The sequence below is a fragment of the Coprococcus sp. RTP21428st1_C9_RTP21428_210409 genome (genome assembly GCF_040227395.1).
Classification (GTDB): Bacteria; Bacillota; Clostridia; order Lachnospirales; family Lachnospiraceae; genus Coprococcus; species Coprococcus aceti.
In genome coordinates, this window is sequence record NZ_JBEHVV010000050.1 from 1 (window position 1) to 21494 (window position 21494).

Below are 21494 nucleotides of genomic sequence, written 5' to 3' on the forward strand. Positions count from 1 at the left end.
GCGTATATCGGAACCCACGACAATGATATGCTGAAAAGTTATATCAGCGGACAGAGTGAGGAGCTTCAGGAATATATGATGAAGTACCTCATGGCGAACAGCCTGGATGATGGGGCAGAGAAGATGATACATGCACTTTACATGAGCTCAGCGGACACGGTCATACTTCAGATGCAGGATATTTTGGGCAAGGACAACAGCGCCAGAATGAACTATCCATCAACGCTTGGCGGCAACTGGAAGTGGCGGCTTACCAAGGGAGCAACATGGGAATTTACACAGGAACATATAGATAAATTAAGGGATCTCACCAGACTGTATGGAAGAAACAGGGTGAAGACGTATATTTGTAAGGAGGATATTATGTTAAAGGACATTTGCATGAAGAAATACAACAAGGAGATCAAGGACTGCACAAACGAGGAGATCTACTTCGCACTCCTTGATATGACAAAGAAGCTCGCAGACGGAAAGGTTTCAGAGGAGGGACAGAAGAAGGTTTATTACATCTCAGCAGAGTTCCTCATAGGAAAGCTTCTCTCGAACAATCTCATCAACCTTGGTGTATTTGACGAGGTTAAACAGGTGCTTGCTGAGAATGGCAAGAGCATCTATGACATAGAGGAGGTTGAGCCGGAGCCATCACTTGGAAATGGTGGTCTTGGAAGACTTGCAGCATGCTTCCTCGACTCCATGGCAACCCTCGGACTTCACGGAGATGGAATTGGACTTAATTACCACATGGGTCTGTTCAAGCAGGTATTTGAGAACAATTACCAGAAGGAGACTGCAAATCCTTGGATTGAGGCAGACAGCTGGCTCGAGAAGACAGACGTTACCAACACGATCACATTTGGCAATCTGAAAGTCCAGTCAAGAATGTACGATATAGATGTAACCGGATACGAGAACAGAACAAATAAGCTCCACCTCTTCGATATCGAGAGCGTTGACGAGTCCATCATGGAGCCGGGCGGAATTAACTTCGACAAGACAGACATTGCAAAGAACCTGACACTCTGCCTGTACCCGGACGACAGCGATGAGGCTGGAAATCTTCTCCGTATCTACCAGCAGTATTTCATGGTGGCAAATGGTGCAAAGCTCATTCTTGATGAGGCTAAGGCAAAGGGTTCAAATCTTCACGATCTGGCTGATTATGCAGCAGTTCAGATCAATGATACACATCCTTCAATGGTGATCCCTGAGTTCATCAGACTTCTTACCGCTGAGGGCATCTCATTTGACGAGGCTACAGAGATCGTGACAGAGGTGTGCGCATACACCAACCATACTATCCTTGCAGAGGCTCTTGAGAAGTGGCCGCTTGCTTACCTTGAGAAGGTTGTTCCACAGCTTGTTCCTATCATCAAGAAACTGGATGAGAAGGTTCGTAACAGATACAAGGATGAGAGCGTATATATCATCGACAAGGATCAGAGAGTGCACATGGCACACATTGATATACACTATAGCCACAGTGTAAACGGTGTTGCATACCTTCACACAGAGATCCTCAAGGATTCTGAGCTGAACAACTTCTACAAGATTTATCCTGAGAAGTTCAACAACAAGACAAATGGTATCACATTCAGAAGATGGCTTCTCCACTGCAACGAGCAGCTTGCAGCTTATATCACAGAGCTCATCGGTGACGGCTACAAGAAGGATGCAGAGAAACTGAATGACCTCGCTAAGTTCTATGATGATGATGCAGTCCTTGGCAAGATCATGGATATCAAGAAGCAGAACAAGGTCGTTCTCAAGGATTACCTTAAGGAGACACAGAACATTGACATAGATGAGAATTCTATCTTTGATATACAGGTTAAGAGACTTCATGAGTACAAGCGTCAGCAGATGAACGCACTTTGGGTTATCCACAAGTACTTCGATATCAAGGCAGGAAATCTTCCAAAGACTCCTGTAACTGTAATATTTGGTGCAAAGGCAGCTCCTGCATACACCATCGCAAAGGATATCATCCATCTTATCCTCTGCCTGCAGCAGCTCATCGATAATGACCCAGAGGTAAGTCCATACCTCAAGGTTGTCATGATCGAGAACTACAATGTGTCAAAGGCAGCAAAGATCATACCTGCATGTGATATCTCAGAGCAGATCTCCCTTGCTTCAAAGGAGGCATCAGGTACCGGAAACATGAAGTTCATGCTGAACGGTGCGCTTACACTTGGTACAAGAGACGGTGCAAATGTGGAGATCGGAGAACTGGTTGGAGAGGACAACATTTACTTCTTCGGCGAGTCAAGCGAGGCAGTTATCGACCACTATGCAAAGGCTGATTATGTGTCAAAGGATTACTACGAGCAGCCAGAGATCAAGAAGCTTGTTGATTTCATCGTGAGCGATGAGCTCCTTGAGATCGGACAGAAGGAAAGCCTTGAGAGACTTCACAACGAACTTATCGTAAAGGACTGGTTCATGACACTCCTGGATGTTGAGGATTATATCAAGACCAAGGAAGGCGTACTTGCAGATTACGAGGACCGTAAGACTTGGGCAAAGAAGGCCCTTGTCAACATCAGCAAGGCTGGTTTCTTCTCATCAGACAGAACCATCGCTGAGTACAACAAGGACATCTGGAGATTATAATATAAAGCAAAGTATATTTCCCAGCAGGGGACGGAGGGGTCAGGTACCTCCGTCCCCTTTTGGTGACCCTATTTGATTTAAATAAAGAATTCTTGTGATGGTTTTAGGTGGCATATGAGAAGTAAGTCGGTTATAATTAAATATACTAAAGTTGGAATGTGATACGAAATCTGTTCACATCAAGAAAAAGGAAGGCAGTGGAGAGATGTATAGAATACTGATCGTTGATGACGAGAGAATAGAGAGAAATGGGATAAGATTCCTTCTGAAAAAGCTGAATATGGAATTTGATATCGACGAGGCAGTAAACGGTCTTGATGCATTGGAGAAGATACGTCAGGAGGATTATGATATCCTTCTAACCGATGTGAAGATGCCATTCATGGACGGTATAGAACTCATTGACAATGTGGTAAATGAGAAGAAGAAAATGAGATGCGTGATATTCAGCGGCTGCAATGAATTTGACTATGCAAAGAGAGCAATAAGGCTGGGGGTTGTGGATTATATACTGAAACCGGTCGATCCGAAGGAGTTTAAGGAGACGCTGGAGAAGGTTGTGGATGAGCTTGAGGCGGCTAAAGCCTCGGATGAACTCAAGAATAAGAGCATGGAATTCCTATATGAGCATGCACTATATATGCTTGTAAATGGCGAAGATATAGAGAGCATACGCAGAGAGTACAACGGTCTGAACCTCGATTTCGCCAGATTTAAGAGAATTCTGCTGGTAGAATTTAATCACGATTTCTTTGGAAGACGAGATGTGGATTTCAAGAAAAATGAGAAGATAATGTCACTTGGAATACAGAGATACCTCAATCTGAACCAACAGCAGGAACTTATTTTCCTGGGCGATGAAACAGATGCGGTTTCCACGGCCCAGGAGCTAGCCAGGATAATTAAAAGTGATTACGATGAGGAATGCTTTATAGCAGTTTCATCGGATATAGAGAAACCTGAGGACATGAAACAGAAGGTCGATGAGCTTGATGAGCTCATGGACAATAAGTTTTATCATCCGGAGATAAAGGTGTTCTACCCGAATATGGAGAGCGATTCGTCAGGAATGATCCAGTTTGATGATGACACTCTTATGAAACAGATGAAACAAGACATCAAGATGAAGGATGTGGATGCACTCAGAGAGCATTTTGACAAATTCTGTGAAAAGTACAGACACAAGAATGAGTGTTCACAGATATATATAAAGTTTCTCTACTCAAATCTTTTAAAAGACATATACGGCAGTATAGATGGGACCGGTGAGGCGGATCTTAACAAAGATGTTGAAAAGATGTATATGACGACGGATTTTCAGAGCCTTACAGGTCTCGTCGAGGTTGCGATAGACAGACTGGCGGCCTGCTTTGAGGACAAGAGTCAGACCGGACATAAGGAAGTGGAGATGGTAAAGCAGTATATTTACAGGAATTACGGGAGCGAGCTTGGCATAGATATGCTTGCGGATATGGTATATCTTGCCCCAAGTTATCTCAGCACAGTGTTCAAGAAAGAGACGGGACAGAACCTGAGCAAATTTATCAAGTCATATAGAATGGAGCGGGCAAGGGATATGCTTGAGAATAGTATGGCAAAGATTGTAGATATAGGTGCGATGTGTGGTTATCAGAATGTATCCTACTTTTGTTCGAGTTTCAGGGAGTTTTATGGAGTGAGCCCTCAGAAATTCAGGGAGAGCGGTGTTACAGGAGAAGAGTAGACATACAGCAGACTTGGCAAATGGCGAGTGCAGAACTCGTTAAGCAGGGGGATCGTAGATGAACAAAGGTGGACTCAAGAAGAGATTTCGTGATATGAGGCTGACCGGCAAAATGGTTGTTATTTATCTGCTTGCCGGACTTGTGCCTGTTATGATAATACTGGGTATAACATACATGGAGATGAAAAAGATTCTGTGGGACCGGGAGACAACGATACTGAAATCTTATGTCAGCCAGACCACGGATTCCATGGACAATGAACTGGAGATATATAACAATCTCTCTAAATATATATCGTATAACCAGTCGATTGCAAAGATACTGAGTGCGGACCAGTCGGCATACCAGAATTATGAGCAGTTCAGTACGGTGATCGATCCTCTGTTGGCATCGATCATGTATTTCCATGAGGATGTAAATCAGGTCACGATATATACTGATGCCAGCGATGTAAAACATGGGTCAACGGTTGCACCGCTAAAGGATCTGGCGGATGGAACGCATGAATATGATGAACTGGATAACAATATACACTGGCATATTGACATGGAAAGCCGCACTGCATTTTCAGTCAGCCGGATGGCTATGCTGGAGCAGAAAGGCGCCAAGGGCGTTTTGTATGTAGGCGTGGATTATGACAGTGTATTTCAACCGTTTTATACAGAGACAATGTTTGATAATTATGGGCTTATCATAGAGGATGAGTATGGACATATGATATTCAACAAGAATACATTTGCCGATGAGCAGTCAGCATATGAATTGGATGTGGATAAATTCGATGTTCTGAGAGAGATGGAAAATTCAGGGTATCAGTTTATAGATAAGACATCCAAGGCGACCGGCTGGAACATATGTGTATACAAGCCGAACAAACTTATAATCTCATCGGTTCGACCGATACTTATAATAGCCGTAGTGGCACTTCTGGTAAGTATGCTTGCAGGTATATTATGTATACATATGGTATCAGAATTTATAACGAAGCGAATCAAAAATCTTCAGAAGACTATGAAGGCTACCGAGACAGGAAATCTGGGCATGGTTATAGAAAATGACAGTACAGATGAGATCGGTGATCTTATAAACGGCTATAACAGCATGAGTAAGCGACTTGATGAGACTGTCAATGAGGTATATCAGAGCAAGATCAAGGAAAAAGAATACGAGATGAGGGCACTTCAGGCTCAGATCAATCCGCATTTCCTGTACAATTCCCTGTCTATGATCAATTGGAAAGCCCTTGAGGCAGAGCAGGAAGACATAAGCCAGATCACCCTGTCTCTGTCCACATTCTACAGGACAGCACTGAACAAAGGAAAAAACATCCTGCTTGTCAAAGATGAGATAGCAAATATCAAGTCGTATCTTGATATCCAGCTTGCCATGCATGACAACAGCTTTGATGTGGTGTACGACATAGATGACAGTATCTTAAAATACGAAACATTGAATCTGATACTCCAGCCGCTGCTTGAAAACGCGATAGGGCATGGAATTGACGTCAAGACTGACGGCAGAGGAGAGATACGCATAGAGGGAAAGGAGAATGGAGATTTCATTGACTTTACCGTATCTGACAACGGTATCGGAATGACAAAGACCCAGGCCGCCCTGATCCTGTCGAAGTCGTCCAATGGCTACGGTGTGTCAAATGTAAACGAGAGGATCAAGCTATATTATGGAGAGAAGTACGCGGTGAAGATCGAAAGCACCCCGGGAGCCGGCACGAAAGTAATGCTCCACTTCCCAAAGAGAGTAGAAAACTAGAAAAATTATAAAAAATACGAAGAGTGGATGTACCTTTTGAAGCTTATTAAAGCTCAAGAGGTACATTTTTTTATACTTTTGTGGACATAATAACAATGCATAACGGCGGATCTCCGCGGCACACTCTGGCGGCGCCCGCCCATCAAAAAAATTCAACATATCTAAAAAATCCAACATGATTCTAAAATCATTGATATATACGGATTGGAAACGTTTTCTTATAATAATGACATAAGGTAAAGGTACTGCAAAGGTGTTAAAAACATTCAATCAAAACTATATTTTTAAGGAGGAACGGTTATGAGAGTTAAGAGATTTGCAGCAGTTGCACTTGCGGGTGTAATGGGAATGTCAATGCTGGCAGGATGTGGAGATTCAGGAAAGGATGAGTCAACAACAGCAGCAAAGAGTGATGCAACAGAGGCTACAGATGCAACAGAGGCAGCTTCAGAGGAAGAGGCAATCAAGACAACACTTACAGTCTGGGGACCAGCTGAGGATCAGTCACCTGATTACGGCGAGTGGTTACAGACAACATGTGAGGCATTCAAGAAAGAGCATCCAAACTGGGATATCACATTTGAGTATGGTACATGTAGTGAGGGTGATGCTGGAAAGACTGTAACACAGGATGTTTCAGCGTCAGCAGATGTATACATGTTCGCAAATGACCAGTTACAGACTCTGATCGATGCAGGTGCTATTTCGGAGCTCGGCGGAAGCACAGCAGATTATGTTAAGTCAACAAATTCACAGGCGATCGTAGATTCTATCACAGTTGATGGAGGTATCTATGGTGTGCCATTTACAACAAATACATGGTTTATGTACTACAACAAGAAGACATTTACAGAGGATGATGTAAAGAGCCTTGACACAATGCTTGAGAAGGGTAAGGTTTCATTCCCACTCTCAAACTCATGGTACATCGCAGCATTCTACCTTGCAAATGGCGGAACATTATTCGGTGATGGTACAGACAATGATGCAGGAATCAATTTCGGTGGTGACAACGGCAAGGCTGTTACAGACTACCTGGTAGATCTTGTAAACAACAAGAACTTTGTAAACGATGAGTCAGGTGTTGGTATCTCAGGTATGACAGATGGTTCAATATCAGCAATGTTCTCAGGCTCATGGGACTACGCAGCATTACACGATGCACTTGGAGATGATCTCGGAATCGCAGTTATGCCAACAGCCAAGATCGGCGGTGCGGACAAGCAGCTCCTCTCATTTGCAGGATCAAAGGCAATCGCTGTAAATCCTAACTGTGAGTATCCACAGGTTGCAGTTGCACTTGCACTCTACCTTGGAAATGAGGCATCACAGGAGTCACACTACACAGCAAGAAACATCGTTCCATGTAACACAAGCCTTCTTGAGAGCGATGCAGTTAAGGGCGATGCACTTGTAACAGCTCAGAATGCAACATTCGATACAACAGCATTCATCCAGCCATTTGTTCCTAAGATGAGCAACTACTGGACACCAGCAGAAAACTTTGGTAAGTCTCTCGTAAATGGTGAGGTTACACACGACAACGCAGCAGATATGACAGAGTCATTCAACACATCACTTAACACTGATGTAGCACAGTAAAAATACTAGTTATATATTTCAAAAACAGGTGCTCCATTCATCTACAGGTGATGGGGCACTTGTAATAAGAAGAGATAATAATTTACTTTGAGACGGAGGTGTTAGGATGGCTCAGGCTATAACAAATAAAAAAAGCAAAATAAAGAAAATACGAAGATCTGATTACCCATATACCGTTGCACAGGCAGCGGCAAATGGAGACATAGCTACCAGAATTTCATTTCTGATCTTGGGGTTTGGAAGCATAGTCAGAAAACAGTTTGTAAAGGGATTTTCGTACCTGGTACTTGAGGTACTGTTTATATGGTTTATGATAAAGCATGGAGCATCACTACTGGTGGATATCTTCCATCTGGGTGGTCAGGAACAGCAGAAGGTCTGGAATGATGCAAAGGGTGTATTTGAATATACCCAGGGTGACAACTCTCTGCTCATGCTCCTGTACGGTGTGGCAACACTGTTTATAATTTTCGCATTCATCTGCCTTTGGGTAGTAAGTATAGAGAGCGCATACAAAGCGTATTGCCTGTGGGATAAAGGCAAAAAGGTTCCAAAGTTTAAGGACGATGTGAAGAGTCTGTTTGACAGCAATCTTCATGCATTTCTTCTTCCACTTCCTGTACTTGGAGTCGTTGTATTTACGATATTGCCATTGGTTTTCATGATATTTATGGCATTTACAAATTACAGCAAGCTTGGTTCACATACAGTTATATTCAACTGGGTTGGACTGAAGAATTTTGCAAAGATATTGAACTTTAGTGATGCAATAGGAAGTACATTCTGGTCAGTGCTTGGCTGGACGCTTGTTTGGGCTGTGGTAGCCACATTCAGTAACTACTTCCTTGGAATGATACTCGCAATGGTGATCAACAGAAAGGGAACCAGGGCAAAAGGTATGTGGAGAGCGATCTTCATGCTCTCAGCAGCGGTTCCGCAGTTCGTATCACTTCTTCTGATGAGAACGATCTTCAGTCAGAATGGTATCGTCAATACATTACTTATAAATAACGGAATAATCGACAATGCTATTCCATTCTGGAGCAATGCAACACTTGCCAGAGTCATGGTAATTGTCATCAATATTTGGATAGGAATTCCATTCACCGTCATGCAGGTCACAGGAATCCTCCAGAGCATACCGGAGGAGATATACGAGGCTGCGAGAGTTGACGGCGCAGGCCCGGTAAAGATCTTCTTCAAGATCACTCTTCCTTATATGTTGTTTGTCACAGCACCATATCTGATAACAACATTTGCAGGAAATATCAACAACTTCAACGTTATCTACCTTCTGTCAAATGGAGCGCCTACTCCGGTTGGAAAGACTGCCGGAAAGACAGATCTTCTTGTCACATGGCTCTATAAGCTGACGGTTGATAATCAGTACTACAACTTAGGTGCTGTTATAGGTATCATGACATTCATAGTTCTCGCTGTTGTGTCACTGGTAACTTACCACAACACCGCATCATATAAAGATGAGGAGGGATTTCAGTAATGGCTAAATCAAATAATAATGAGATTAAAGCAAGAAGCAAATGGACACTGGGAGACATCGTGGTTCATATCATACTGGTAATCCTTTCGGTTATCTGGGTATTGCCGATCGCATGGATAATCATGATAAGCTTCAGAGGAGAGAAAGGACAGTATGTTTCAACTCTGCTGCCAAAGTCTCTGACTCTGGCAAACTATACAAAGCTTTTTACAGACACAGGTATTCTGAATTTCATGCAGATGTTCAAGAATACTTTGATAATAGCAATTTTCTCATGTATAATATCAACAGCGTTCGTGCTTGCAGTTTCATACTGTATGTCAAGAATGCGTTTCAGACTGAGAAAGCCATTTATGAATGTGGCACTTATCCTTGGAATGTTCCCGGGATTCATGGCTATGATAGCTGTGTATTACATCCTTAAGGTTCTGGGACTTTCAGAAGGCTCACTCATCAGGGTTGCTCTGGTACTCGTATATTCAGGCGGTTCAGGACTTGGATTCTATATCGCCAAAGGATTCTTTGATACTATACCAAAGTCGCTGGAAGAAGCAGCATACCTTGATGGTGCTACAAGATGGCAGTCATTTACAAGGATCATCATACCACTCAGCCGACCGATCATAGTTTATACGGTTCTGAATTCGTTCCTTGCACCATGGATTGATTTTGTGTTTGCCAAGGTTATATGCAGAGCCAACAAGGACTATTACACAGTATCCATCGGACTTTGGAACATGCTCGAGAAAGAGTATGTGTACAACTGGTTCAACTCATTTGCGGCTGGCGCAGTGCTGATATCCGTACCGATTATCATTCTCTTTATGATAATGCAGAAGTGCTACAAGGATAGCATGTCTGGAGGCGTAAAGGGTTAAGGATAATATATGAAATTATTTGCAAAACCTAAGTGGAATGAGGAAAGCATATGCCAGCAATGAAGTATCTGAAAAAAATAATAACATGTGTGCTAACAATTACCCTTATAATAATATGTGGCTGCCAGGACAATAACACCCCCTCCAACCCGTCTAAGGCGACCACAGATGCAGAATATGAGTCTGCCATGCATATTGCGGAGACAACGCCGCTTGGAAGGTATCCGGAACAGCTCACCTATACCCTGGGAAAGCTGTCCGGTGCAAATAATTCAAATCTCCCACAGGGAGAAACGTATGAAAATAACGCATACACACAGATATTAAATGAAATCTTAAATGTGCAGAACCAGGATATATTTGAGGCTGCTGATAATCAGTATGATGATAATGTATCCATGGTGATAGCACAGAAGGATCTTCCGGATGTGATGATCGTCCAGGACATGGATGAGCTGCAGTATCTGGTGGAAAATGACATGATCGAGGATCTCACAGACAGTTATAACAACTGTATGAGTGAAACGATAAAGAACATATATAAGAGTTATGGCAGCAGTATTATGGATGTGGTCACATTTGATGACCGTATCATGGCCATACCTGAGACAAATATATCAGATGGACCAAATCTGATATGGCTTAGAAAAGACTGGATGGATAAGCTGGGACTTGAGGCTCCGAGAACACTTTCGGATGCGGAGGAGATCATCAGGCAGTTTATTGAGAAAGATCCGGGAAATAATGGTGTAGGAAGTACCGTAGGGCTGGTGGCAGACACAAGTCTCTGCGGCGGTTGTGGTTATAGCAGCGAGTACACACTCGACATTGTATTTGCCGCATATGGGGCATTTCCGAAACAGTGGATAAAGGATGAGGACGGAAAGGTTGTGTATGGTTCTGTACAGCCGGAGGCAAAGAAGGCTCTGGAGCATATACATGAGATGTACGAGGAAGGGATTCTGGATCGGAATTTCCTCATGCGGACAAGCAGCAACATAATAGAACTCATAGTGAATGGACAGTGTGGTTCATTCTTTGGACCATGGTGGGCGCCAAATAATCCTCTTATGGACGCTGTAGCGGCCGATCCAACAGCAAAGTGGGAACCATATCTGCTTGCCACAGAGGAAAACGGCTCAACGAGTTATCACACTCAGGTTCCATATGGCAACTTCGTGGTAGTCAGAAAGGGATATGAGCACCCGGAGATAGTGTGCAAGATAATAAGTGTGCTGTTCGACTATGTAAGATATGAGGACAAAGACAATCAGGCTATAAAGGATTACTACAAACTCAATGTGGATCCTACCGCAAGACCACTTGCAATGAACGTGGACTACAACAATGCACTTCAGATATGCTATGGCGAGCTGAACCACGTGTTCTCTGGCATAAGGCAGCCGGATGATCTGAATCTGCTGGAACAATCTTATTATGAGGCGTGTGAGTCATATCTCAAGAATGAAGATAATGCGTCATCGGAGGACTGGGCGGCATATACATCCCGTATAACTGCATGCAAGATCCTCAATGATGCGCGTACAAATAAAGTCGAATCTCTGTACTTCGGTGAGACTGAGACCATGGTGTCAGACTGGTGGCACCTTGAGAATCTGGAGAGCAATACTTACCTGAAGATAGTTACAGGTGAAGCAGATCTGGATGAATTTGACAGTTTTGTGGACAACTGGTATAAGTCCGGTGGAACAACGATCACCGATGAAGTTCGAAGGGAGTGCCGGTAGATATGATAAGAGCAATAGTATTTGATTTAGATGATACATTATACGACTGCCTTCACGAGAATGATAAGGCAGTGGATGACACTGTGAGATATGTGGCAAATGAACTTCTTCATATAGATGAAGTGACAGTGATGAAAGCCTTTGAAGAAGGCAGAGACATGGTAAAGGATCAGCTCTCTGCCTGGGATATGGCGGCGCAGCACAATAGGGTGCTGTACTTCCAGAAGATGCTGGAGATTCTGGGGGTATCACCATTTAAGTATGACCTGCAGGTGTACAACTATTTCTGGAACAATTTCCTGAACAAGATATCCATATTCCCCGGGGCATTGGAGTTTATAGATGATATGAAAGCCAGAGGAATAAAGATTGGTATCTGTACAGATATGACTGCGCATATCCAGTTCAGGAAGATAGACAGACTTGGACTTACGGGCAGACTTGACGCAATGATAACAAGCGAGGAGGCTGGTATAGAAAAGCCGAACCGCAGGATGTTCGATATGATAGCTACAAAGCTGGGCGTAAAGAACGATGAGGTCATCTATGTGGGCGATAGCTACAAGAAGGATGTCATGGGAGCGAAAAATGCTGGAATGACACCGGTGTGGTATTTGTCGCTGCAGAACAAGACGGACGAGGATGTACTGGCTGTGTCCAGCTATCCGGAACTTAAGAACATAGTGAATAGGGCGATGTAAAAATGCCGGAGTGCGTGATAATTAAAAATCACATACTCCGGCTTATTTTGTTTAATATCCGTATTTCTTTTTATTTTTTATAAGGAAGGTGATAGTTATGACAAGGGTCACAGCCTCCGCTACGGCCACAGCACACCAGATTCCATTGATGCCAAACACCATAGGCAGCATCAACACCGCTGCAAGCTGTATCACCAGTGTTCTGAGGAACGATATGCATAAATATTTTTATTTAAAGGTATGTGAAGGTGTTGTTTTGGGTAGGTAGTGTGGCTATAATAATAGACATGGGCTATGAAATTATAGATATATGTTATGGTTGACAGAAATCTATGCGGTGTGAAGAAAGTAGTCATGGCTAGGGAAGGAGTGTACACATATGGGTTTTTTAACAGGTAAGACAGCGATAATAACAGGAGGCGGACGTGCAGTTCTCAGCGATGGAAGCTGTGGATCTATCGGATACGGAATAGCGACAGCATATGCCAAGGAAGGTGCTAATCTTGTACTTACAGGTCGTAATGTCCAGAAGCTTGAGGATGCAAAGGCAGAGCTTGAGAGCAAATATGGAATCAAGGTTCTTGCAGTCCAGGCTGATGTAAACGCAGGTGCGGACAATGAGAGCGTTGTCAAGAATGTTGTGGAGCAGGCGGTTAAGGAATTTGGAAGAATAGATGTGCTCATCAACAATGCGCAGGCATCTGCATCAGGCGTTACCATCGCAGATCACACAACAGCACAGTTTGACCTTGCCATATATTCAGGTCTTTACGCTGCATTTTACTATATGCAGGCATGCTATCCATATCTGAAGGAGACAAAGGGTTCAGTCATCAACTTTGCATCAGGTGCAGGCCTATTTGGAAATTACGGACAGTGCGCATATGCGGCAGCAAAGGAAGGCATCAGGGGCCTTACAAGAGTTGCAGCTACAGAGTGGGCAGCTGATGGAATAAATGTCAATATAGTATGTCCTCTCGCATGGACATCACAGCTTGAGAACTTTGAGAAGGCATATCCGGATGCGTTCAAGGCAAATGTAAAGATGCCGCCAATGGGACACTTCGGAGACGTAGAGAAGGAGATTGGACGTGCGTGCGTGGCACTCGCATCACCGGATTTCAAGTACATGAGTGGTGAGACGATCACACTTGAGGGCGCGATGGGACAGAGACCATAGTGCAGTCAATATATCAAATATGGCTTATGCTATGATAATAGAATATGATGTAGATGCGGATCCTGGTTCGCGGCTTGCATAAAAAATGAGCGTAACACAATAATACCCAGATGGGAAATGTGTTATGCTCATTTTGTTTAGCCGACTCAGTCATCAACTATATCTCAAACCAGATGGTTGTCCGCTTGTCGTTAATAAGACACAAGGTTTCTTAAAAAAATATGAAATATCTGCCATCATCCTTGAATAACCTTACTTGGAGTACTTATAATAGAACTTTGTTAAAGAAATAATGAGATGTCATGGGCAGTCGATGCAAAATGCTGCTCGATGCATAACATTTGCCGACCATATACACAGGAAGAGGTGTTTTATTTGGATACAAACTCAGAAAGCAATTTGGATACACGAGGAGTCCCGATCATGGGTCTTACCTCGGAGGAAGTAAGGAAAAGGATCGACAATGGACAGACCAATCACACGGATATAAGTACGCAGAAGACTGTGGGGCAGATCGTCAAGTCCAACCTGCTTACGTACTTCAATCTTATATTCCTCATACTTACGGTGCTGCTATGTATCGTTGGTTCGTTTAGGAATCTGACTTTCCTGCCGGTCATCATAGGCAATACGGTTATAGGAATATTTCAGGAGCTGCGTGCAAAAAAGACTCTTGACAAGATGAGCATGTTAAATGCGCCACATTCGATAGTTGTGAGAGACGGAGAACAACAGCAGATACAATCAGAGGAACTGGTTAAGGACGATATCATCATTCTGTCGGCAGGCAATCAGATATGTGCTGACGCTACGGTGCTCAGCGGCAGTATATCGGTAAATGAAGCCCTGCTCACCGGTGAGTCGGATGAGATCAAGAAGAAATCAGGTGATCGACTCATGTCCGGAAGCTTTGTGGTGTCCGGACAGTGCTATGCCAAGCTTGACAAGGTGGGCAATGAGTCATACATATCACAGCTCACAGCCCAGGCGAAGGCCATGGGTGACGGCGAACAGTCAGAGATGATCAGGTACATCAACAAACTTGTAAAATGGGTTGGAATCATCATCATACCAGTGGGAATCATATTGTTCTGCCAGGCGTATATCATGAATGGAGAGACATTCAAGAAGAGTGTTGTATCGATGGTTGCGGCGGTTCTCGGAATGATCCCTGAAGGACTTTATCTGCTCACAACTGTTGCGCTTGCGCTCAGCACAATAAGACTTGCGAAGAAACAAGTGTTACTGCATGACATGAAGAGTATAGAGACACTTGCGAGAGTCGATGTACTCTGTGTGGATAAGACCGGAACCATCACTGAGCCGGGTATGCAGGTTACAGAGCTGGTGATAAGCGGCAGATGCGGCGATGCCGAGATGGACAAGAGAGCATTTGCGCATCTGCTGGCGGATTACTCAGCGGTCATTGAGGACAACAATGCCACAATGGAGGCAATCAGAGCCTATGTGGCTAAGAATGAGATAGAGAAGGGCAGCAGGACACTGCTCAAGACACAACCTTTCACATCAGCGAACAAATACAGCAAGGTGTCATTTGTCGAGGGAGACTATATGCTTGGTGCTCCGGAGTTTATAATGAAGGATAGGTATGAGGATATATCCGAAGAGATAGAGGAGTACCAGAGCAAGGGATACAGAGTCCTTCTTATGGCGGAGTCAGGAGAGGATTCTATTGGTTCGGTAAGACCATTAGGAGGCATATCTCCTATTGGTTATATAGTGCTTTCAAATCCAATAAGGGAAAATGCGGAGAGCACATTTACATATTTCAAAGAGCAGGGCGTTGCCATAAAAGTTATATCCGGAGATAACCCTGCCACAGTATCAGAGGTGGCAAAGCGGGCAGGCATAGATGGAGCGGAGAACTATGTGGATGCGTCCACTTTGGAGTCTGAGAAGGATATAACTGAGGCTGTGGATAAATATACAGTATTTGGAAGAGTTACGCCTAAACAGAAGCAGCTCATAGTCAGGGCGCTCCAGAAACAGAAACACACGGTTGCCATGACTGGTGATGGTGTAAATGATATACTCGCAATGAAGGATGCCGATTGCAGTATTGCAATGGCATCCGGAAGTGAAGCGGCTGCGCAGGCGGCACAGACGGTGCTTCTGGATTCGGATTTCGGACGTATGCCATATGTGGTGTTTGAGGGAAGACAGGTGGTCAACAATATACAGAGATCAGCAAGCCTCTTCCTTGTTAAGAATATATTCTCACTGCTGATGGCCATATTCTCAGCGATATTTGCGATCACATATCCGCTGGAGCCTTCACAGATATCGCTCATAAGCATGTTCACCATAGGATTGCCGGGATTCCTGCTGGCACTTGAGCCGAACAGGGATCGTATAGAGGGAAACTTTATGGTAAATGTCATGTTAAAAGCATTGCCTGCAGGACTCACGGATGTGTTGTCGGTCGGAGCACTTGTAATCTGCGGACAGGTCTTCAATCTCCCGAGTGAGGACATAGCCACAGCCGGCACAATGCTTCTTGCGGTTGTCGGATTCATGATAATAATCAAGATCAGCCATCCGTTCAACAAGATGAAGTATGGTGTACTTCTTATCAACATAATCGGACTGCTGTTCTGTGGCCTTTTCCTCGGCAGGCTGTTTGCCATAGAGTCGATATCCAACATATGTTTCCTGCTCATGGTTGTATTTGCATTTGCTGCGGAATCTATGTTCAGATATTTGACACTGTTTGTTGAAAAGCTCAGCAGCTTCTTTGGAGACGAGAAGAACAGACGTAAGATCAGAAGAAAGATAAGGAAATATAACATTTTTAAGTAGAGAATTGTCGAAAAAAGAATATAATAAACATAAAGATATACTCATAAGAAGCAACATTGTTTTTTATGAGTATGTTTGTTTATAAGGATGATATGAACAGCTTAGATAACAGGAGGTATGCATGGCAAATTCAACTAAAAAAGCACTTGAGGCATCTCTGAAAAAGCTTCTCAAGGAGAAGCCATTTGACAAGATAACGATAGCGGATCTCACTGGAGACTGCGGGATAAGTAGAATGACATTCTATTATCATTTTCAGGACATATATGAGCTTGCCGAGTGGGTGTGTATAGAGGATGGGAAGCAGGCACTGAAGGATAAGAAGACCTACGATACCTGGCAGGAGGGCATGATACAGGTGTTTGAGGCTGTGCTTGAGAACAAGCCCTTTATCGTAAATATATATAGGTCGGTGGATAAGGCAAAGATAGAAAACTATCTATATAAGCTGTCGTACCAGCTCATAGCGGATGTAGTGGATGAGAAATGCGCAGGGGATAATCTTTCTGAGAATGATAAGCAGTTCATAGCAGACTTTTACAAGTATGGATTTGTTGGAATTATGCTTGACTGGGTAGACGAGGGGATGAAAGACGATTATCATAAAATAGTGGAGCAGCTTAGCATTACGCTTCGTGGAAATATAGCAAATTCCATTCATAACTTTGAAAGCGAGATGTAAAAGCAGAGGACGGATCAGGATAAAGAAATCTAGTACTGCGGGATACGCGGGGAGAGCGCTTATGAATCGAACATCAGATATGAAAAAGAGATTGCCGGGGATAATACTGATAACAGGGGGAATTGTGCTGGTTGCTATGGTCATCCAGGCGGTCATACTGAGCTTTATCAATAACAGGAGTTTTGACAGGACCTCGCAGGTGCTGCTGGATCAGGTCAGCAATGTAATTGAGAAGAATAAGGCAAGTGAGGAAGATTTGATAGACTCCCTCAAGGAAGATTATATGGTCAGGGCTAAGGCTGTGGCGTATATAGTTGATGCAAAGCCTGAGGTGGCAAATGATGTGGATGAGCTCCGCAAGATTGCTGCACTTATATCTGTTGATGAGGTGCATTTGTTTAATACGGATGGCGTGATATATGCTGGTACCAATCCCGAATATTTTGGATATAGCTTTGATTCCGGGGAGCAGATGGCGTATTTCAAGCCGATGCTTGATGACAAGAATCTCACCATGTGTCAGGATGTCACTCCGAACACATCAAATGGTAAGAAGATGATGTATGCAATAACATGGAACGATGATGGAACCAAGATGATACAGGTTGGAATCGAGCCGAGAAGACTTCTGAATGAAGTAAAACAGAATGAGATATCCACGGTGGTTGCCAATATGCCTATGTATGATGGTCTGAGTGTTGTAGTGGCAGATGGCGAATCGGGAGAAATATATGGATGTTCATATGAACCGGTAGTAGGGCTTACTCTTGATGAGATCGGCATTTCGGTGACTGATGATATGTTGCCGGACGATGAAGACAGTTTTACAGGCATAAGAAGGATTAATGGATTTAGAAACAGATGTGTATTCCGAAGATCCGGAGAGTATGTGATCGGGGTCATATATAGAATGGATGTGAATAGCCGGAGCAATATGGCAATCATGGTTATCATGGCACTGTATCTGTGTTTTGCCGCCGGCCTGGTGGTAAGCATGGTGATGAAGGTGATACATGCGAACCGGGAGAGAAATGAACAGCTGTCAATATTGACATCCATGTCGGGGATGTATTACAGCATGCATATGCTTGATCTTCAACATGATACATTTGCACTCTATACCGCAGGAGACCTGATATTGAGGGCTGGTGAGCGGGCAGCAGGGGCGAAGGAACTTATGAGGAAGATCGTTCATAAGGTGGTTGTGGATGAACATCAGGCAAGTGCCCAGAAATTCATGGATCTTGATAGTCTTGGGGACAGGCTGATCAAGAAAAAGATTGTATCAGGTGAGTTCATGGTGAAGGATCTTGGATGGTTCAGACTGTCATTTATATCGATAGATGTTGACGAGGACGGACGTCCTTTAAAAGTCATATTTACCACCAGAAACATAGATGAAGATAAGAAACGGGAGCAGAAGCTGATAAGAAGGTCTTATACAGATGAGCTCACAAAATGTTATAACAGGAGCGCATATATAGATGATGTCAGGGAGCTGCCGGGAGATTCTGTATATGTGTATGTGTCCATGGATGTAAATGGGCTTAAGCCAGTGAATGATACCCTGGGACATGCGGCTGGAGATGAACTGCTTCAGGGTGCTGCCGAGTGTATGGAGCAGTGTTTTGGAAACTATGGTAAGGTGTACAGGATGGGCGGTGATGAATTTGCAGCCATCATCTTTGTAAATACCAGAAGGCTGAAGAGAGTGCAGCAGGAGTTTGATGACGTTGTGCGTGGATGGTCTGGACAGTTGGTGAAATCCGTATCGATATCATGTGGCTATGTGTCAAGTGATGAGAAGGACTGGGAGTCATTTGACGAGATGGTCAAGGCTGCAGATGAGAGAATGTACGAGAACAAGGCGGCATATTACAGGCAGAAGGGTGTCGATAGAAGGTATCACTAGAGTACATATGCAATATAGGGTTATACAAAACGGGTGGAATGATAAAAATTTTATCATTCCACTTTTTTTGTAAATATGAAATAAAAATTGGGCAAGCTATTATAGGGGCATGAGATGGATATAGACGGCAAACTGAAAGGAGAATTGCTTATGTCAAAGAAGAAATTGGGAATCGGGATAGCAGCGGTGGCAGCAGCCGGCGCAGGAGCAGCAGCTCTCACAGTTAAAAATCATAATAAGGCAAAAGTTCAGAAGGAGAAGGCTGCGGCTGAACATGCTGAGTACCGCAATACGGAGCGCGGAAAGCATGAGAAGAACAGTAAGGGAATCTATTATACAAATGGAAACTATGAGGCATTTGCCAGACCGAGAAAGCCGGAGGGCGTGGATGACAAGAACGCATATATAGTGGGAAGTGGTCTTGCATCACTGGCAGCAGCTTGTTTCCTTGTACGTGACGGACAGATGCCGGGCTCACATATCCATATTCTTGAGGCTATGGATATAGCGGGCGGTGCATGCGATGGAATATTTGATCCTGCCAGAGGCTACGTCATGAGAGGTGGACGTGAGATGGAGAACCATTTCGAGTGCCTGTGGGATCTGTTCAGAAGTATACCTTCCATAGAGACACCGGGGGTATCGGTTCTTGACGAGTATTACTGGCTGAACAAGGAGGATCCAAATTATTCACTGTGCAGAGCAACAGTGAACAGAGGCAAGGATGCCCACACAGATGGCAAATTCAATCTGAGCCAGAAGGGCTGCATGGAGATCATGAAGCTCTTCATGACAAGGGACGAGGATCTGTATGACAAGACAATAGAAGATGTATTCGACGATGAGGTATTTGATTCGACATTCTGGCTGTACTGGAGGACGATGTTCGCATTTGAGAACTGGCACAGCGCGCTGGAGATGAAACTTTACTTCCAGAGATTCATACATCACATCTCAGGACTTCCGGATTTCTCGGCCCTCAAGTTCACGAAGTACAACCAGTATGAGTCGCTGATCCTTCCGATGGTGAAGTATCTTGAGGCGGCGGGCGTGACATTCCAGTACAACACGGAGGTCACAAATGTCATATTTGACATGAGAGACGGCAAGAAGATAGCAAAGACCATAGAGTGCAGGGTAAACGGAACTGAGAAGGGTATTCCACTCACTGAGAACGATCTTGTATTTGTCACAAATGGAAGCTGCACGGAGGGAACTATCTACGGTGATCAGAACCATGCGCCAAATGGTGACGCAGAGGTCAGGACAAGCGGCTGCTGGAGCCTGTGGAAGAACATAGCTGCACAGGATCCTTCATTTGGCCATCCTGAGAAGTTCTGTTCTGATATATCTAAGACAAACTGGGAGTCGGCCACAGTAACAACGCTTGACGACAAGATCATCCCATACATCGTGGATATCTGCAAGCGTGATCCGAGAACAGGAAAGGTTGTCACGGGTGGTATCGTGAGCTGTCAGGATTCAAGCTGGCTGATGAGTTGGACCATCAACAGACAGGGACAGTTCAAGACCCAGGACAAGGATAAGGTGTGTGTATGGGTATATGGCCTGTTCACAGATGTTCCGGGCGATTATATCAAGAAGCCTATGAAGGATTGTACCGGTAAGGAGATCACGGAGGAGTGGCTCTATCATCTGGGAGTGCCAGAAGATGAGATCGAGGAACTGGCCACAAACAGCGCAGTCTGTGTGCCAACTATGATGCCATATATCACCGCATTCTTCATGCCAAGGGCAAAGGGCGACAGACCAGACGTAATTCCGGATGGATGCACCAACTTTGCATTCCTCGGACAGTTCGCCGACACTCCTCGTGACACAGTGTTCACCACAGAGTATTCTGTCAGAACAGCCATGGAGGCTGTGTATGGACTCCTCGGTGTGGACAGAGGTGTTCCTGAGGTGTGGGGAAGTGTGTACGATATCCGTGAACTGCTGGACAGCAGCGTGAAGCTCATGGATGGCAAATCTCCGCTTGAGATAAATCTTGGACCTCTGAACAAGCTCAAGAGACCTATACTTAAGAAGATCCAGGGCACGGTGATTGAAAAGGTACTGAGAGACCACGATATTATAAAAGAGGGTATGCTGTAGGTTGAAGTTAATATAGAGTAATAAGAAAGTTCCATGTGTCTGCACGGTGCAGATGCATGGAACTTTTTATATGTTTGAATTAGTTTGGAGACGGTTGTTAATTGCTGTTTCTTTTAGAATATACAAAGCTGGCAACTAGCCAGATGAGGCAGGCGGTGTTTCCTGATGCCTGACTGAATACATAATCCAGTGTGGATATGTCGGCGCCCATGGCCTGTCTGATGTCAGGAATGAGCACAAATATAAGC

Annotated in this window: 14 protein-coding genes and 1 pseudogene; 14 read left to right on the forward strand and 1 reads right to left on the reverse strand. The window is 44.1% G+C overall.

The features are described 5' to 3' along the window. Nucleotides 1-6 precede the first annotated feature (6 nt). The 9 genes and pseudogenes from ABUA34_RS09975 to ABUA34_RS10015 form a co-directional block, all read left to right on the forward strand. Nucleotides 7-243 (forward strand): annotated as a pseudogene (locus tag ABUA34_RS09975) (4-alpha-glucanotransferase); the annotation flags it as partial. Between the two features lie 120 nt (nucleotides 244-363). Continuing rightward, the gene (locus ABUA34_RS09980; RefSeq protein ID WP_055223647.1) at nucleotides 364-2613 is read left to right on the forward strand and encodes a glycogen/starch/alpha-glucan phosphorylase; all 2250 of its coding nucleotides are present in this window, start codon (nucleotides 364-366) and stop codon (nucleotides 2611-2613) included. A gap of 205 nt (nucleotides 2614-2818) precedes the next feature. Next, on the forward strand, nucleotides 2819-4336 hold the full coding sequence (locus ABUA34_RS09985) for a response regulator transcription factor (protein WP_055272539.1): 1518 nt from the start codon (nucleotides 2819-2821) through the stop codon (nucleotides 4334-4336). Nucleotides 4337-4394: 58 nt separating this feature from the next. Further along, the gene (locus ABUA34_RS09990) at nucleotides 4395-6107 is read left to right on the forward strand and encodes a sensor histidine kinase (protein ID WP_349823240.1); all 1713 of its coding nucleotides are present in this window, start codon (nucleotides 4395-4397) and stop codon (nucleotides 6105-6107) included. Nucleotides 6108-6407: 300 nt separating this feature from the next. After that, nucleotides 6408-7709, forward strand: a complete 1302-nt coding sequence (locus tag ABUA34_RS09995; RefSeq protein ID WP_015534109.1) for an extracellular solute-binding protein — start codon at nucleotides 6408-6410, stop codon at nucleotides 7707-7709. Between the two features lie 106 nt (nucleotides 7710-7815). Further along, complete coding sequence (locus ABUA34_RS10000; protein ID WP_349823241.1) at nucleotides 7816-9210, forward strand: carbohydrate ABC transporter permease; 1395 nt, start codon at nucleotides 7816-7818, stop codon at nucleotides 9208-9210. After that, nucleotides 9210-10088 (forward strand): sugar ABC transporter permease, encoded by an 879-nt coding sequence (locus tag ABUA34_RS10005; protein WP_022215950.1) that lies wholly within the window; start codon nucleotides 9210-9212, stop codon nucleotides 10086-10088. The genes ABUA34_RS10000 and ABUA34_RS10005 overlap by 1 nt, the downstream gene beginning before the upstream one ends. 50 nt (nucleotides 10089-10138) lie before the next feature. After that, nucleotides 10139-11836, forward strand: coding sequence for an extracellular solute-binding protein (locus tag ABUA34_RS10010; RefSeq protein WP_117875284.1), 1698 nt, complete (start codon nucleotides 10139-10141; stop codon nucleotides 11834-11836). A 2-nt stretch (nucleotides 11837-11838) separates the two neighbouring features. Beyond that, on the forward strand, nucleotides 11839-12537 hold the full coding sequence (locus tag ABUA34_RS10015; protein WP_055272431.1) for an HAD family hydrolase: 699 nt from the start codon (nucleotides 11839-11841) through the stop codon (nucleotides 12535-12537). Between the two features lie 51 nt (nucleotides 12538-12588). Here the strand turns inward: ABUA34_RS10015 and ABUA34_RS10020 are convergent, their stop codons facing one another. Continuing rightward, nucleotides 12589-12732: a hypothetical protein gene (locus tag ABUA34_RS10020; protein ID WP_349823242.1), complete on the reverse strand. Its 144-nt coding sequence runs from the start codon at nucleotides 12730-12732 to the stop codon at nucleotides 12589-12591. A 184-nt stretch (nucleotides 12733-12916) separates the two neighbouring features. Here ABUA34_RS10020 and ABUA34_RS10025 point away from each other — a divergent pair, with 184 nt between their 5' ends. From ABUA34_RS10025 to ABUA34_RS10045, 5 genes are all read left to right on the forward strand, one after another. Then, nucleotides 12917-13717, forward strand: coding sequence for an SDR family NAD(P)-dependent oxidoreductase (locus ABUA34_RS10025; protein ID WP_004851555.1), 801 nt, complete (start codon nucleotides 12917-12919; stop codon nucleotides 13715-13717). A 330-nt stretch (nucleotides 13718-14047) separates the two neighbouring features. Beyond that, nucleotides 14048-16537, forward strand: a complete 2490-nt coding sequence (locus ABUA34_RS10030; RefSeq protein ID WP_420314950.1) for a cation-translocating P-type ATPase — start codon at nucleotides 14048-14050, stop codon at nucleotides 16535-16537. Nucleotides 16538-16658: 121 nt separating this feature from the next. Beyond that, entirely contained in the window at nucleotides 16659-17219 is a 561-nt protein-coding gene (locus ABUA34_RS10035) for a TetR/AcrR family transcriptional regulator (RefSeq protein ID WP_022215953.1), read from the forward strand. Nucleotides 17220-17298: 79 nt separating this feature from the next. Then, the gene (locus tag ABUA34_RS10040) at nucleotides 17299-19131 is read left to right on the forward strand and encodes a GGDEF domain-containing protein (protein ID WP_349823243.1); all 1833 of its coding nucleotides are present in this window, start codon (nucleotides 17299-17301) and stop codon (nucleotides 19129-19131) included. 150 nt (nucleotides 19132-19281) lie between these two features. Beyond that, nucleotides 19282-21246, forward strand: a complete 1965-nt coding sequence (locus ABUA34_RS10045) for an oleate hydratase (RefSeq protein WP_055145621.1) — start codon at nucleotides 19282-19284, stop codon at nucleotides 21244-21246. The last annotated feature ends 248 nt before the right edge of the window (nucleotides 21247-21494 follow it).